This is a genomic window from Sphingomonas arabinosi (assembly GCF_036663715.1).
GTDB lineage: Bacteria > Pseudomonadota > Alphaproteobacteria > Sphingomonadales > Sphingomonadaceae > Sphingomonas.
The window spans coordinates 1-14,281 of sequence record NZ_JAXOJN010000030.1; the positions used below are offsets into that span (position 1 = coordinate 1).

Genomic DNA, 14,281 nt, shown 5'->3' on the forward strand with positions numbered 1-14,281 from the left:
GCAGCGAAGTCGCCCAAAGCTCCAGCGTCGTCTCAATCGATGCGCCCGTCATCCACAGTCTCCTGCCATGGAGACCCATTGATTCAGACTTCGATCAAATGCGCAACTGTAATGCTAACGAGGTTTGCAGGAAGGATCGTAAAGATGGCCTGAGAGTCGATCGGCGTTTGGAAAGCCCGGTTCCCAAAATGGCACTCGATGCTTGACAGATTATGGCGGCTCCAAACGCGCGGATGTCCATCTTGGCCCCTGAGCATGCTCACGAGACCGTATACGTTGACGCAGACTACTCAGAACACCGTGAAATCCTCTTGCAAACGGGGCGAGCCATACGTTTTGAGAAAACGGCTTCCGACAGCGGTCCTTTTCCAGGCATTGGGCTGGGCTTCTTGCTTCACGTTCCCAAACAGGAAGCCAACGGCCGCAGACGACCCGTCTAAAAACCGAAGCGCGCTTTCCCGCAACTACCTGCTCGTTTCTGCATTGTGAGGGCATTTAAATTCTATATTGCTCAGATATGCCTAGAACTATCTCTCCACCGCCTGCGCAATATCTCCGAACGGATGCAATCCGCGGAGGCATGGACTTGCTAATGTTTGCTAACCGATCTCATCTGTCTCATGCAGATCAAGCTCTAGCCGAACAGGGACTTGGCCGGGCGCACCACCGAGTTATCTACATTCTGTCGAGAAATCCCGGGAGTACAGTAACTGAAATTCTCGAATTTCTTGGTATAACCAAGCAATCTCTAGGGCGTGTCATGAAAGATCTAAAAAATAAAGGCATGGTAGAAGCGCGGCCTGGCAAAAGAGACCGCCGCAACAAATTGGTCTTTTTGACAGTTAAAGGTTATGAGATTGAGAATGTTCTTTTTGAAAGGATGCATGAGAACATGGCGCTTGCTTATTCGGCTGCAGGCGAAGATGCAGTTCGAGGTTACTGGACGTTAATGCAGCATCTTATGAGTCCAGCGATACACGAAAAATTTATCACATTCAATGAACGATCAATCAAGTTCAGATGATAGAACCGGTCTAGGTGTTTAGTACCGGCATCTGGTGGATCGGGTCGACGATGAACCTGTCCGGCTCTAACTCCCAGATATTGGCAGTGTATTCGTAAGGCGTAAGGCCGCTGAGCGTCTTGAGCCGATGGGCAAAATTGTAGGCCGCCATGAAGTCGGCGAGGTGCACCCGTAACTGCTCGTGGCTTTCGTAGTGGAAGCGTTTGACGGTCAGGCAACGATATCGCGTCTGTTACGGCGATAAATAGAAAGGCCATAAGCATCATGTTCGGTTTTTTCAGAAAGAAAGCTGCCAAGCCAGACCTTCATTTTGCTGCAAAAGGCTACATGCAGATTGCTGTCACCCGTCAGCATCGGCCTGAGCTGGATCTTCATGTTGTCAAGCAGGGTTACGCGGCAGAGTTGTTAAGCGAGGGGTGCTCGACCGAGCAAGCATGGTCCGCCCGGTGGGGCGGCGTCTGCGCTATCAACGACGCGCTATCAGATTTTGAAGATGCGGTAGCCGCGATGAGGGAGGCGCGTCGGGAAACAGGCATGCCTGAAAAGATGCGCAGCAAGGAGGAGGCGGAAGGGATGTATCTGGCAGCTGCAACAGCCGTTGTGACCCTAAAAGATACGATAGACCCAAAAAGCTACGCGCACTTTCTGAGCTATATGGGCGTGCGCTAAACCGCGCATCACTCGTCGGGTCGGCCAAACAAGCGACCAAAATATCCTCGCTTGGATTCCGTTGGTCCTGGTCCAGCCAGTAAGCCAATAACTCGGGCCTGAGCCTCACGCCGTTCCTCGTCCGATAGATCGAGACGATGGCGAAGATCATCGATCGTCCCCATCCGGTCGCGTAACTGTTCCAAAGCCGCATCAAGATGGGCCTGTAACACGTCGGAATCTGACCCGTTATGAGTGTCAGCATAACCGTTCTGCGGTGTTCAAATGACTGTTTCAGCGTAATTACCCACCCCCTTGCGGCTGAGCGAGATCACCGATTCAAGGGGGCATGGGCCGTCCCGATCTCGAGCGCCTGAGCCGCGAGGAGTTGATCGAACTGGTGCTGCGCCTGCAGCGCCCTGCGAAGACGTCGCGGACATCGTCGAAGCCGCCATCGACTGACCGCAAGGAGCGCCACGAGGCATCGCGGCCCGGCGGTGCAAAGCCAGGGCATGAGGGACATAGCCGGATACTGAGCGAGGCATTCGATCGCGCGATCGATCATCGTCCAGACACCTGCACCGGCTGTTGCGCGGCACTGCCGGCCGATCTGGTGGCCGAGACAGTCAGCGAGCACGATACGGTCGAACTGCCGCCGATCACGCCGGTCGTGGAGCGCCACAGGCGGCTGGCGGTTCGCTGCCCATCGTGCGGGATGCGCGTGACCGCCGCGCTGCCGGACGCGGCGAAGGGAACGCCGTTCGGCGCGGATCCATGCGATCGCGACCTATCTGAAGACCTTCCAGGCGTTGTCCTGCGAACGGCTTCAGGGGGCGTTTGCCGATCTGTTCGGTCTGACGATCAGCCAGGGCGGTCTGATGAACATGCTCCGCCGTGCGCAGGCGCATTTTGCAGGTGGCCGCGATGACGCCGTATCGAGGCTGCGTCAGGCAGGGGTGGTCAGCTCCGACGAGACCGGGGTGCGCATCGAGGGCAGCAACGCCTACCACTGGGTGTTCCGGTGCGACCATGCCGTCGTTCACACCGCCGCCCCGACCCGCGGCGCGATCGTAGTGCGCACCATGATGGACGGGCATCGCCCCGACGCCTGGTGCTCCGACGCTATGCCGCCCAGCAGGGTCATGCCGATGCGCACCAAGCCTGCCTCGCCCATCTCGCGCGTGATGTCGCCTATGCGCTCCAGAACAGTGAAGACTTCCTGCCGATGCGGCTCAAACTATGGCTGAACAAGGCGTTCGGACTGGCGGAAGGCATCAGCCATCTGGCGCCATCGACGATTCCCGCAAGACGACGCGCGCTCGAACGAACCATCGACGACATCATCACGACGCGCACGTCGTGCGAACTGACGATGAAGCTCCGAAACAGGTTCGCCCGCGCCAGGGAGCAGCTCCTTACCTTCGCATATTGGCCCGGCCAAGTCGAACCGACCAATAATGCGTGCGAGCGCGACCTTCGCCCCGCCGTCATCCAGCGCAAGATCATCAGTGGCTACCGCGCCATGTGGGCTGCTCAGGGGGAAGCTGACATCAGGACCGTCGTCGCCACCGCGCGCCTTACGCCTGGGACCAACATTTTCGGTACCATCGCCGCTACCCTGGGCGCAGGAAACATCCAGACCGGGGGTGGGTAATTACGAAAAAGCCTTCTTCTTCGTAGGCGACGAGGTTCTGAATGAGGCCGTGCGCGTCGATATCGTCGGCCATGCTCTCGATGGCGGTGGGCTTTACCTGCCGCTGATTGAGCGGGGAAAGGCGAAGCTGCGAAAGTTTGGGATAGGTGATAGCCATGATTGAAAGCTGCTGATCTGAATTACGTTCGATGATGGGGGAGGGTCAGCCTTCGAGGGCTGCGAGTTCGTCAAACTCGACCGATGCGCGTGTCGCGCCGTCGCCCGCGTAGGTCGCGCCGGTGCGCGTGTTGAAGAAAATACGTTCGCCCTTGGCGTAGGGAATGCCGTCCGCGCTGGTCCCGTCAGTCTTCGCGCGCTTCCAATACGGGTCGCCCTTGTATCGAGTGTAAGTCATTGTCCTGTCTCCTTTCCTTCGAGGCTGAAAGCCGGTTGCCGCAGCAACCGGGTCTGCCTCTCCGGCGAGGAGCGGGATGGGGAGGGAGGAAGAAAATCGACGGCCTGGTGCGGGCAGGCCGCCTAGCGCGGCCGACACCCCATAGGGTGGCGGGTGCCGCGCTTGGCGGACCACACGGGGCTGTCTATTTTCCTTCGGGAACGAAAGGGCAGCAGCCCTTGATGTTCCCCGCGTCGGATGGCCTCCGGGGGAGGGCGTCGACGCCAATCGAGGATCGTTCGCGCCGTGCGCGTCCGCGGCTGTGCCACGTGGCACACCTCACGCGAGGATCGTCACCCGTCAGGGCCGAGACGCCGGCACGGTGGCTTGGTCGGCGCAATCGCGCCGATAGAGCCGTGCCCGGCAGGGTCGCGCCCTAAAGCTGAAGACCCGTTTGGCGAAAGGTGAAGCAAGGCGGCTGGCACCCGCTTGTCGATGGCGATATTCCTGTACGTCAGCAATACAAGGGCCGCACGGGCGGGATTGGCTGAGGAATTACTTGGTTGTTCCGAGAGACCTGGGCGAGGCATCGGGTGCCAATCCTTGATAGGTCGATTCCCCCCATCCAAGTCCTAGTGATTTTTGGATGGCGACATAACTTGCCGTAAGAGCCGCAATCGCACTTTGAAGGTTTGATGCGGCAAGCACTTTCTGACGACCGGACTCGAGTGCGTCGCTGCGGGAAATCACCTTTCGCTGGAAGCGTTGTTGTGTCAGAATATCTGACTCGTCGGCTGATCGCTTGATCTCGGCGAGCGCTGCCACATTGCGACGTTGCTGTGCAAAGCGCGCGAGCGAATTCTCGGCGTCCTGGAACGCACCTAGAACGACCTGTCGATACTGTGCCTCAGCTTCGTCTCGTCCAGCGCGCGCTTGCGTTATCTGGGCCGAAGTTCGTCCAAAATCGAGCAACCCCCATTGTAGCTGGGGCACGGCAATGTTGGAGATATTTCCCAGATCGACCAAGTCTCCGACAGACGTTCCGCCGATGCCTAGGATCCCCATAAAGCTGATCTTGGGAAAACGCGCTGCTTCAGCGACGCCAATCCGGGCAGTCGTGGCCGCCAGATTGCGCTCGGCGGCGCGTATGTCGGGTCGACGGCGAAGGAGAGAGGCGGGATCGCCGATGGCGACGACCTGTGGCGGCAAGGGGACGTCACGCGGGACAGCCAGCAAGGAATCGAGCCTCCCTGGCGCCTCCCCTGCAAGCACGGCGAGCGCATTGAGATAAATTCCGATCTCCGCCTCAGCCGTAGCGAGATCGCCGTTGGTAGCCTGAATGGCGCGGTTCGCCTGACCAATGGCAAAGGCCGGCACCGTGCCTTGCTGAAAGCGTTGCCGAGCGAGGCCTAGCTGCTGCTTCTGCAGGTCCAGCCCCCCACGAAGTGCAGCGGCGCGCTGCTGCCGGTCCCGCAGATTCGTATAACTTTGCGCAACGTCGGCTGCGAGTTGAACGTGTGCATCTGCCGCGTTGTAGGAAGCCGCTGCGGCTAGTGCGTTAGCGGATTCTATTTTTCGGATCTGGCCTCCTGCAAGATCGATTTCCCAATTTGCGTTCAGGCCGAGATTGAAAAACTGGAGAGAGGAATCCGCGTCCTGGGAAGGGGGCGTTGCGCCGTTCCCCTGAGCCGACTGCAGATCGATCCCGGGAAGGTCCGCGAAGATTCCGGTCGCTTGTGCCCCAGCTTTCGGAAAGCGGTTAGCGCGCTCCTGGCGCACGGATGCGCGCGCCTGACGGAGCCGCGCCTGGGCGACATCGATCGACGGATTCGCTGCAAGTGCGCGTCGCTCAAGCTCGTTCAGGACCGGATCTTGAAGAGCCGTCCACCACTCAGCAACTGCGGGGTCATTGGTGCTCGTACTCGCGGTCTGGCGCACGAACTTGGATTGGGGGGCGGCGCGACCCAACCCCGGCGGTCCGGCGTAGTCCGGGCCAACGACACATCCGCCGAGCAGCAAGGGGGCGAGAACGAGACCTCTGAAGTTTGTCATCGCAGCCTCAATGCATCGCCATGGACTGCCCTTTGGGCAGCGGGCGCAGGAACAAAACGAGTGGAAGCGTGGCCAGTGTCGCAAGCGCCATCGCCAGGAAAATGTCATTGTACGTCATGATGAAGGCCTGCTGCTGAATGGTCCCGGCAAGCGACTGAAGGGCGGCGTCCATCTGGCCGAACGTCCTGGCCATGCCGGCGAGATAATCCTGCAACCTTGGGTCGTTTGCCCAAAGGGTCTCTTCCATCCGCCGGCTATGGAGCGACATTCGCTGGTCCTGAAAGGAGGCCAGGGCGGCCAAAGCGAACGACCCGCCGAGATTTCGTGCGGCATTGAAGATGCCTGATGCATCACCGGCATCCTCCTTGCTGACCGAAGCGATAGTGGCCTGGTTCAGGAACAGCATGGTGAGGATCATGCCGACACCACGCAGTAACTGTCCGGCGGTAAAGGCTTCTCCGGCAGATTCCGCGGTGAGGCTGGTGTTGACGAGGCAGCTGGCGGCCATGAGCGCAAGGCCTGTGCCGACGGCGAGCCTGATATCGACGACGCGGATAAGCAGCGGGATGACGGGCATCAGCAAGAAGGCAGGCACACCCATGAGGAAAATCACCTGACCCGTCTCAAGGGCGTTATAGTCAGCGATCAGCGCGAGGAATTGCGGGATGACGAAGGTCGAGCCGTACATCACCATGCCCAGCGCCAGCGCCATGACGACGACGCTGCCGAATTGTCGATTCATTACGATCCGCAGCTTAAGCACAGGCTTGGCGGCCCTGAATTGTCCGATCCCCAACATGACAAAACCAATCAGGGTCATGATCGTCAGCCGGACGATGTACGTCGATTCAAACCATTCTTCACGGTGCCCTTCCTCAAGCACGACCGTCAGTCCTCCCAGGCCGAGGATCATGCCGACAATCCCGAACCAGTCCGCATCGCGGAAATAGACCCAGTTCGTTTTCTCGTGCGGCAGGCCGAGAAGCAGCAGCAGCACGAGCAGACCGCAGACCGGCACGTTGACGAAGAAGGCATAATGCCAGCTCAGATTTTCCGTGAGCCAGCCTCCGAGCAGGGGGCCAAGAACCGGACCCAGGATGACGGTCATTCCAAAAAGGGCCATGCCGATCGGCTGTTGCGATGGCGGGAGGCGCTTTGCGACGATCGTCATCGCTGTCGGGATGAGCACGCCGCCCGTGAACCCCTGACCCGCCCTTCCGACGATCATTGTCATCAGATCCGTAGCGGTGCCGCACAGGACCGAGAATCCTGTAAAAGAGGTCACCGAGATGAGGAGAAGTGTCCTCAACCCCAAAAGCCGTTCCAGCCACGCGCTCAGCGGTATGATGATGATCTCGGCAACGAGAAAAGCCGTGGCGATCCACGTTCCTTCCGTGCCGGTTGCTCCGATCTCCCCTTGGATAGTCGGCAGCGCCGAGTTGACGATCGAGATGTCGAGCGTCGCGAGCAGCGCGCCCAGCGCGCCGGCCGCGACCGCGATCCAGGCCGTCGAGTCGGCTCGCTCGGCGCGTAACGTCCCCGGAGATGCAGCAACCGTCGCCACGCTCAGCGCTTCCGACTTACGGCCTGCCGGATTCTCTCCAGGTCGCCTTTGGCCGAACGGGTATCGACAGTAATGCCGACCGACATTCCGGGAACCAGAAGGGGCCTGACTTCGGGCGGCGCATCGATCGCGATACGGACGGGCACGCGCTGAACGATCTTCGTGAAGTTGCCGGTCGCGTTTTGCGGCGGGAGCACGGAGAACTGGGCACCTGTGCCCGGTGCGAAGCTGGCAACCCGCCCTTTCAGCTCGACCCCGGGGAGCGCGTCGATGTCGATGCTGACGGGCTGGCCGACTCGCATGAGACCTAGCTGCGTCTCTTTAAAATTGGCCTCGATGAAGAGGCGCTCCACCGGCACCAGCGTCATCAGGCGCGTTCCGGGCTGTACGAACTGCCCTACCCGGACAGCGAGATCGCCGACGCGACCATCGATCGCTGCCTTGAGCAACGTCGATTCGGTGTTCACACGCGCGGCGGAGAGCTGAGCACGAGCGGCTTCGGCCTGCGATTGCGCCTGTCGTACCTGGGCACCAAGCGTGCCAACGCGCCTTTCTGCTGCGGTAAGGCCGGCCTGAGCAGCATTGGCGCGCTCATCTGCCTGTCGTGCCTGCGTCTGAAGCTGGGCAAATCGCTCGCCTGGCTCTGCGCCAGACGCCGCCAGCGGCTGATAGCGCGCAACCTGCTGCCGCGCGAAGGCGGCCTCGGCGCGCGCCGAGGCCGCCTGAGCACGCGCCTGGACGATTGTCGCCTGCTGTTCAGCGATCTGCGAACGGCTCGTCTCGACCGCAGCTTTCGCTGTGTCGATCTGGCTGGTGATCTGCTCGCTTTGGGCTCGATATTCGCGAGGGTCCAGTTCTGCCAACTGCTGCCCTTTGCGGACCGCTTGGTTCGCGCTGACAAACACGCGCTCGACATATCCGGCAACTTTCGGGGCCACCACGACAGAGTCCGCCGCCACATAAGCGTTGTCGGTTTTCTGCATGAACTTGCCGCGGTTCTGATGGTCAAAATACCATACCAACCCCGCTCCCACGATCGCGACCGCGACAACCAACAGCGCCAGCCGAACCCGTACCGACTTGAGCGGACCAGCGGGCCGCTCGCCGACATCGTCATGGTCGCCTGAACCGACTGTGGGATCTTCCACCATTCTATTCCCGATCAACTATCGATTCAAAGAGCCGGGGGACTTGCCACGGCGGCCAAGCTTCGGCAATACCACATTATATGGAACCTCATCAATCGGGTATACGTGGGATCGCAACCACCTTCGGCTGGACCTGGTACAGGATGCGGCGGCTGATCGACGCCTATCTTGCCTGTCAGGGTGCATCGATGGCCCAACTAAAACTGCTCGCATATCTCGCGGAACAACCGCGCCGCTCCACCGACATTGCGAGCTTTTTCGATCAGGCGCCCCGCACTGTTACTCAGGCGATCGACGCGCTCGAGCAAAATGGTCTCGTGTTCCGATCGCCTGCTCCGGACGATCGCCGGTCCAAACTGGTGCAGATAGCAGACGCCGGCCGGGCCACGTTGGGACTGGCCATGCCGCTCTACGACGACATCGTAGGGCAGACCTTCGGAAGCCTGACAGCGGATGAACTCGAGGGTCTCGACGCAGCGATCAAACATTTGAACCGGCTCGTCGACCAACTGGAGACGAAGGCCAGCGTTCCCGAGACCCAAGTTTCCCGCCCCGCAAAGCCGGGCGCATGATTGATCTAGCTCCTCCCGATGAAACCGATACGACCGCTCTAAAAGAAAGGAAGCGGTTCGCGCAAATTCTCGTCCTGTTCGGCCGGCACGGTCTCAAGGGGCTGGCCGCTCGGTTGGGTCTGGGGGCGGGGGGGGACGAGCCGCTTGAAGATACCCGGCCGGAAGCGATCGTCGCGCTTTTGCGGGATATCGGACCCGTGGCGGTCAAATTCGGACAGATCCTCGCGATGCGAAGCGACCTTCTGGAGCCGGCATGGGTCGATGCACTTTCAAAACTGCAGGACCGCGTTCCTCCGCTTCCATTCGCGGCCGTGCAGCCGCTGATCGAGGAGGCGATCGGCGGGCCAATCGAAACGAGTTTTAGTCACTTCGACACCGAAGCGCTTGCGGCGGGTTCGATCGCTCAGGCGCATGCGGCGACGCTGCTCGACGGGCGGGACGTTATCGTCAAGATTCGCCGCCCAGGCATCGAGCGGATCGTCGATGCCGATCTTCGGCTCCTGCGAAGACTGGCCCGGGTCGCGGAGCGACGTATCCCCGAGATCGCGAGACTGAAGCCGGACGAACTGCTGCGCCATTTCGCCGAGAGCCTCGCCCGGGAGATGGACCTCAGCGCAGAAGCGCGCGCCAGCGACGCGATTGGTGAATATCTTAAAACCTACGGGGTTCGAACCGCACGCTTCGATTGGGAGCTTTCGGGTAGGCGAGTGAACATCCAGGAGCGGCTCCGCGGGTTTCCCGCAAGCGATTTGGATGCAGCACGCCGAAGCGATCTCGATCTGGCGGCGCTCGCCAGCACCTATGCGCAGGCGATCCTGCGCATGATCATCATCAACGGTCACTTCCACGCCGATCCGCATCCCGGCAATGTCTTCTTCCTTGAAGACGGGACGCTTGGCCTGATCGATTTCGGGGCCGTGGGCACCCTCCTGCCGAGACGGCGGGAGGAACTCGTTCGGCTTGGCCTTGCGATCGCTTCGGAGGACACCGGCGGTGTCGTCGATATCCTTATGCTCTGGGCCGGTGATCCGGACGTGGACCGGGTCCGGCTCGAAGAGGCAATGGCCGAACTGATCGACCGCTTCAGCAACGTCCTGCTCGATCAGATTGACCTCGCCGACATTTTTCAGATGGTATTCGCGATTCTGCGCGACTTTCATCTCGCGCTTCCGCCTGACCTCGCCCTGGTGCTCCGGACCTTACTTACCGCCGAGGGGTTCGTCCGGCGCATCGATCCGGCATTCGACATCGCCCGCGAGCTTGCTCCGATAGCAAAGGAAATGATGCGGGAGCGGGCAAGCCCTGCCCGGCTGCGCGGCGAGGCGGGCAAGCTGGTCGCGGCGCTCGGACGAGCGGTTCTGTCAACGCCGAGCCTCGTCGGACAGATCGAGAAGGTTGCGCGAACCGGCTCGATCACCGTCAGTATCGCGCCCAAGGACCTTGAGCGTTTACGCGGAAGAGAGCGTGCCGGCAGGGGTACTCGACAGCTGTATCCCGCCACCCTCGCGATCTGCGCGGCGATAGTGCTTTCCTCTCAGCCTCTCCTGGCGGGACTGTTAGCTTTCGGCGCTGTTGCACTGGCCGTTTTCGAAGGTGTGAGGACGCGATGAGCACGCCGTACGTAGAGCCGACCGCAAAGCATCGCGCCTGGCGCGACGGGTCTCGGGATTCATAGCTCCCGATGGAAACACATTCAAACTGGTTGAAGGTGAGCCTGATCGTGAGCCTGCTCATGGTCACTGCGATCGGATTCGCTTTCTGGCTTGTCCAGGCGAGCGATGCCAACGGGCCGACGTACGAGATACGATTTGAACAATCTGTCGATGGCCTGCAACCGGGGGCAGCCGTGAACCTTCTCGGCGTTGCCATCGGCCGCATTACTGAGATCAAGGTTCAGCCCACAAATCCCGATTTCGTGACCGTCCGGTTCGCGCTGACGAGTGACACGATTCTTCATCGCGGTGTGACAGCGTCGATCGAACGATCATTATTTGATGGATCGGCAGCGCTGAGCCTGAGTGGCGACAACAATCGCAACCCGGTGCTCTCGGCGCGAGCGGGGCAGCCGTTCCCGATCATACCAGCAAAAGGCGGCGGACTCTTGGGCGCCGGCAGCGGTCCAGCAGACCTCATTGCGAAGGTTTCGTCGAACGCTGAAAGCGTGTCAAAAAAGCTCGACCCCGCTGGTTTGCGTTCGATCGAGAAGCGTCTCGACGAACTCGCCCGCAATTCCCAGACCTGGGCTGGCAAGGTCGGTCAAGTGTCGGGACGGTTGCCACAGACGGACAGGCTCGATGCTTTTGCAAAGCAGTTTGCGAATGCAGGGGATGGTGCAGCGAGACTTCGCCGTCGCATTGAAGCGTCACGTGGAAAATCTCGTGAGAATATTGCGCAGTCGCTGAATTCGGCTGACAAATCAGCTGTGTCTTTTGGGCAGTCGGTTTCGCGCGCACGACCTCGGATGAGGCAGTTGGAAGCGGATGCCCGCCAGGTCACTGAAACCGTTCGATCGCTCCGGGGACCGGTCGGTCGTGCCGGCGATGTCGCCAAGAGGATCGAACAGGGGGGCTTTGGGTCGACCAAATTGCCCGATTACAAACCCTCGCCTGCTGGTCAACCAAGCGAGATCGAGACTCCTGCGGCGAAAATCGGATCGAAGCCATGATCAGCGTGTGCCGATCCACGGCACGGCATTGCTGGCAGGTGGTTCGCGCCGGAATCGATGCAAGAAGGCGCGATTTATCAACAACGGCAGCAACCATCGGAGTAATCGATGCCAAATACCGACCCAAAAGACAAAGCGGCGACACTCATCGCCGCGCTGCTCGTCCTCCTTGCGGAAGCCGATGCGTTCGGATTCACGCTACCGGCGATACACATCGACGCTGCGATCACAGCGTTGCGTGGGATTGGCGGCGCAACTCAAATATCGACCAAAGGCTGACTCGACGGCATCCCGCGTCGATGCGTTTGCCCGTTCTGATCTCCTCTAGAAAGCAACAGAACAATGGGATCGCGTCGGCTTTCGTGGCTGGAGCGGTCTTCTCACCCAATTTGCACGTTCTGCAAAGGTGACGCGGATGACACTTCCCGTCGCCATTGAGCAGACTGATCCGTTTATAAGCCAGCGCGGTTTTAGCCATGCTGTGCGCAGGGTGATGCCGAACCTGCGGATTTATGCGCGTCGGCTGACGCGTAACGAGGCAGATACCGAGGACCTCGTTCAGGATACATTGGCGCGCGCCTGGGCCGCGCGAGAGCGTTTCGAGATCGGGACGAACCTCAAGGCTTGGCTTATGCGGATCGCACGGAACAGCTTCCTGTCCGGGAAGCGAAAAGATCGGCGCTCGGTATCGTGGGATCCGACAATCGCAGAACGTTTTTTAATTGCCCCGGCCGCCCAGGACGAAGGGATTTTTTCCAATGAATTCAACCAAGCCGTGTCGTCGCTTTCTGATGGACAACGCGTAGCCTTCGAGCTGGTGACACGGGACGGGCTGACATTCGAGGAAGCCGCGGATCGTCTCGGCGTACCGCTTGGCACCGTTAAAAGTCGCGTATCGCGAGCCCGTCGGGTGCTCGTTGACGGCTTTGAAACCGACCCGCCTCTCCCGGTTCAGCTACCAACGCCCCCCGCGCCCGCGCCCGCGTGCGAAGCTCCAGAAACAAGCGATGCGAACATATACCAAAACTGGAAAAGATCCGGTTCGAGAACAATCGGATGAATACGCCGCAGCCTGGACAGTTCGGTTTCAGTCGCGTCACGCCGGATCAAGGCCACATAATTGATTCAGTCTAAGAAAGGCACTGAGGACCATGCGTGAAATCCCGTCCGATATCGTACAGACCTGGGCGCCAGATCCTGCATACCTGCCCGATTGGTTTGTCGACGCGCTATCCGTGCCGCGGGAGGAAGGCTTCGTCGAGGTCTCTGGTGTAAGAATGCACTACTTCCGCTGGGGAGATCGTTCCGCGCCTCCTTTACTGATGACCCACGGCTTTCTCTCTCATGCACGGTGCCTGGCGTTCGTCGCGCCTTACCTGGCTGAAAATTACCACGTGATCGCCTACGACCATTCAGGAATGGGGGACAGCGACGTTCGCGAGAATTGTGACATGGTCGCGCGAGGACGGGAGATGATTGGGGTCGCGGAGGCCCTTGGACTTTTTGGACACGAGCACAAGCCGATCATCGTCGCACACAGCTTTGGCGCGGCAGTCGCGCTCCAGGCGATCACGCTCGCGCCGGATGCCTTTGCCGGCACGGTGATTTGCGATCTGATGGTGCTGCGTCCGTCCAGCTTTGACGCCGTTTGGGGTGGCGGACGCACCGGCCCGGGATCAGGCGACCCTGATCGCGCGCATAAGCGCTACCCCGATTACGCCAGCGCCCGCGAGCGGTATGTTCTGTCTCCGCCACAGCCCGTTGGTGAGGCGTTCCTGATGGATTACATGGCCTACCACTCACTTCGACGCGAAGGCGAAGCGTGGACCTGGAAGTTTTCGCCATCAGTGTTCAAGCGGGATAATATGCCGAGCGAATGGCTTGAAATGGGCAGAACGCTGGTCAAGGCGCCAGGCCGCAAGGCGATAGTACACGGCGAGCAAAGCCTCCTTTTTACAAATGATTCCAGTGATTACGTGCGCGAGCTCGGCGGTATCGATATTCCGATCATCGCTGTACCCGAAGCTCGGCACCATCTGATGCTGGATCAGCCGCTGGCATTCGTCGCCACCTTGCGGGCGTTACTGGCGGGCTGGAGCATCGAGCGCAATTAGACCGGCATCGCTGCCGGGCTCGAACAGCAACGGGTGGGATTAACCCCGCCCGTTGCTTCACTTGCGCACATGCGTGACAACACCGGTCGGTGTCTGGTTGCCGCTGGATGAAAGATGCCGCGCCGGGTGATGCTACCGATCGGCTTTCGAGGCGCGGCGAGCAGCCGTGCGCGCCGGGTGTCGCGATCGACAGGCTCGCCGGTGATGAAGTGGATCACGGTGCGCAGCGCAATCATTGCTCGCGCCACTGCTCGACCAGCGCCACCATCGCGTCGCGGTAGCCCCAGGCACCAACAGCGCGATGTCGCGCGGGACGACTTGTACGGTCTTTTCGGCGCGTTCCGCGTCAATTAGAGCGGTTTCTCACCGTGCTGAATCATAAGGGGATTCCCGTCGCTGCGGTTTTCTGATTCAGGTGCGTGCCGGTGCAGGAGGCTGGCATGGATGGCGCGAGCATTGTCAGTGGA

Annotated in this window: 15 protein-coding genes and 2 pseudogenes; 11 read left to right on the forward strand and 6 right to left on the reverse strand. The window is 60.3% G+C overall.

The window, feature by feature from the left end; genetic code table 11:
• Positions 1 to 206, forward strand: a 206-nt coding sequence (locus U1708_RS19830) for a hypothetical protein (protein ID WP_332747974.1), incomplete at its 5' end; no start/stop codon positions are given.
• A 374-nt stretch (positions 207 to 580) separates the two neighbouring features.
• A complete protein-coding gene (locus U1708_RS19835) occupies positions 581 to 1,024 on the forward strand; it encodes a MarR family winged helix-turn-helix transcriptional regulator (RefSeq protein WP_260171735.1) in 444 nt (147 codons plus the stop codon).
• Positions 1,025 to 1,034: 10 nt separating this feature from the next.
• Here U1708_RS19835 and U1708_RS19840 read toward each other — a convergent pair.
• Positions 1,035 to 1,235, reverse strand: a pseudogene (locus tag U1708_RS19840) (IS481 family transposase); the annotation flags it as partial.
• 53 nt (positions 1,236 to 1,288) lie between these two features.
• Here U1708_RS19840 and U1708_RS19845 point away from each other — a divergent pair.
• The 3 genes and pseudogenes from U1708_RS19845 to U1708_RS19855 all read left to right on the forward strand — a co-directional run bounded on the left by U1708_RS19845 (position 1,289) and on the right by U1708_RS19855 (position 3,489).
• On the forward strand, positions 1,289 to 1,693 hold the full coding sequence (locus U1708_RS19845; protein ID WP_183937971.1) for a hypothetical protein: 405 nt from the start codon (positions 1,289 to 1,291) through the stop codon (positions 1,691 to 1,693).
• A 328-nt stretch (positions 1,694 to 2,021) separates the two neighbouring features.
• Positions 2,022 to 3,326: pseudogene (tnpC, locus tag U1708_RS19850) on the forward strand (IS66 family transposase).
• Positions 3,319 to 3,489, forward strand: coding sequence for a hypothetical protein (locus U1708_RS19855; RefSeq protein WP_332747980.1), 171 nt, complete (start codon positions 3,319 to 3,321; stop codon positions 3,487 to 3,489). The pseudogene tnpC and the gene U1708_RS19855 overlap by 8 nt, the downstream one beginning before the upstream one ends.
• Positions 3,490 to 3,528: 39 nt before the next feature.
• Here U1708_RS19855 and U1708_RS19860 read toward each other — a convergent pair whose 3' ends face one another.
• The 4 genes from U1708_RS19860 to U1708_RS19875 form a co-directional block, all read right to left on the reverse strand.
• Positions 3,529 to 3,720 carry a hypothetical protein gene (locus tag U1708_RS19860; RefSeq protein WP_183937969.1) on the reverse strand — a complete coding sequence of 64 codons (192 nt, stop codon included), beginning with the start codon at positions 3,718 to 3,720 and terminating at the stop codon, positions 3,529 to 3,531.
• Positions 3,721 to 4,254: 534 nt separating this feature from the next.
• On the reverse strand, positions 4,255 to 5,751 hold the full coding sequence (locus U1708_RS19865) for an efflux transporter outer membrane subunit (RefSeq protein ID WP_183937967.1): 1,497 nt from the start codon (positions 5,749 to 5,751) through the stop codon (positions 4,255 to 4,257).
• 7 nt (positions 5,752 to 5,758) lie between these two features.
• The gene (locus U1708_RS19870; RefSeq protein WP_311726005.1) at positions 5,759 to 7,315 is read right to left on the reverse strand and encodes an MDR family MFS transporter; all 1,557 of its coding nucleotides are present in this window, start codon (positions 7,313 to 7,315) and stop codon (positions 5,759 to 5,761) included.
• A 2-nt stretch (positions 7,316 to 7,317) separates the two neighbouring features.
• On the reverse strand, positions 7,318 to 8,466 hold the full coding sequence (locus U1708_RS19875; protein ID WP_183937965.1) for an HlyD family secretion protein: 1,149 nt from the start codon (positions 8,464 to 8,466) through the stop codon (positions 7,318 to 7,320).
• 140 nt (positions 8,467 to 8,606) lie between these two features.
• Here U1708_RS19875 and U1708_RS19880 point away from each other — a divergent pair, with 140 nt between their 5' ends.
• From U1708_RS19880 to U1708_RS19905, 6 genes are all read left to right on the forward strand, one after another.
• Entirely contained in the window at positions 8,607 to 9,035 is a 429-nt protein-coding gene (locus U1708_RS19880) for a MarR family winged helix-turn-helix transcriptional regulator (protein WP_183937963.1), read from the forward strand.
• Positions 9,032 to 10,645: an ABC1 kinase family protein gene (locus U1708_RS19885; RefSeq protein ID WP_183937961.1), complete on the forward strand. Its 1,614-nt coding sequence runs from the start codon at positions 9,032 to 9,034 to the stop codon at positions 10,643 to 10,645. Before U1708_RS19880 ends, U1708_RS19885 begins: the two co-directional genes overlap by 4 nt.
• A 98-nt stretch (positions 10,646 to 10,743) precedes the next feature.
• Positions 10,744 to 11,700 (forward strand): MlaD family protein, encoded by a 957-nt coding sequence (locus tag U1708_RS19890; RefSeq protein ID WP_183937959.1) that lies wholly within the window; start codon positions 10,744 to 10,746, stop codon positions 11,698 to 11,700.
• A 108-nt stretch (positions 11,701 to 11,808) separates the two neighbouring features.
• A complete protein-coding gene (locus U1708_RS19895; RefSeq protein WP_183937957.1) occupies positions 11,809 to 11,979 on the forward strand; it encodes a hypothetical protein in 171 nt (56 codons plus the stop codon).
• A gap of 136 nt (positions 11,980 to 12,115) precedes the next feature.
• Entirely contained in the window at positions 12,116 to 12,760 is a 645-nt protein-coding gene (locus U1708_RS19900; RefSeq protein WP_183937955.1) for an RNA polymerase sigma factor, read from the forward strand.
• Between the two features lie 91 nt (positions 12,761 to 12,851).
• Positions 12,852 to 13,814, forward strand: coding sequence for an alpha/beta fold hydrolase (locus U1708_RS19905; protein ID WP_183937953.1), 963 nt, complete (start codon positions 12,852 to 12,854; stop codon positions 13,812 to 13,814).
• Here the strand turns inward: U1708_RS19905 and U1708_RS19910 are convergent.
• Positions 13,811 to 14,050, reverse strand: a complete 240-nt coding sequence (locus tag U1708_RS19910) for a hypothetical protein (protein WP_183937977.1) — start codon at positions 14,048 to 14,050, stop codon at positions 13,811 to 13,813. The two genes, U1708_RS19905 and U1708_RS19910, sit on opposite strands and share 4 nt — an antisense overlap.
• Positions 14,051 to 14,281 lie beyond the last annotated feature (231 nt).

Coding starts and splice junctions, on each gene's coding strand:
- U1708_RS19835 (WP_260171735.1), top strand. CDS start 581: ATGGACTTGCTAATGTTTGCTAACCGATCTCATCTGTCTCATGCAGAT.
- U1708_RS19845 (WP_183937971.1), top strand. CDS start 1,289: ATGTTCGGTTTTTTCAGAAAGAAAGCTGCCAAGCCAGACCTTCATTTT.
- U1708_RS19860 (WP_183937969.1), bottom strand. CDS start 3,720: ATGACTTACACTCGATACAAGGGCGACCCGTATTGGAAGCGCGCGAAG.
- U1708_RS19865 (WP_183937967.1), bottom strand. CDS start 5,751: ATGACAAACTTCAGAGGTCTCGTTCTCGCCCCCTTGCTGCTCGGCGGA.
- U1708_RS19875 (WP_183937965.1), bottom strand. CDS start 8,466: ATGGTGGAAGATCCCACAGTCGGTTCAGGCGACCATGACGATGTCGGC.
- U1708_RS19880 (WP_183937963.1), top strand. CDS start 8,607: ATGCGGCGGCTGATCGACGCCTATCTTGCCTGTCAGGGTGCATCGATG.
- U1708_RS19885 (WP_183937961.1), top strand. CDS start 9,032: ATGATTGATCTAGCTCCTCCCGATGAAACCGATACGACCGCTCTAAAA.
- U1708_RS19895 (WP_183937957.1), top strand. CDS start 11,809: ATGCCAAATACCGACCCAAAAGACAAAGCGGCGACACTCATCGCCGCG.
- U1708_RS19900 (WP_183937955.1), top strand. CDS start 12,116: ATGACACTTCCCGTCGCCATTGAGCAGACTGATCCGTTTATAAGCCAG.
- U1708_RS19905 (WP_183937953.1), top strand. CDS start 12,852: ATGCGTGAAATCCCGTCCGATATCGTACAGACCTGGGCGCCAGATCCT.
- U1708_RS19910 (WP_183937977.1), bottom strand. CDS start 14,050: ATGATTGCGCTGCGCACCGTGATCCACTTCATCACCGGCGAGCCTGTC.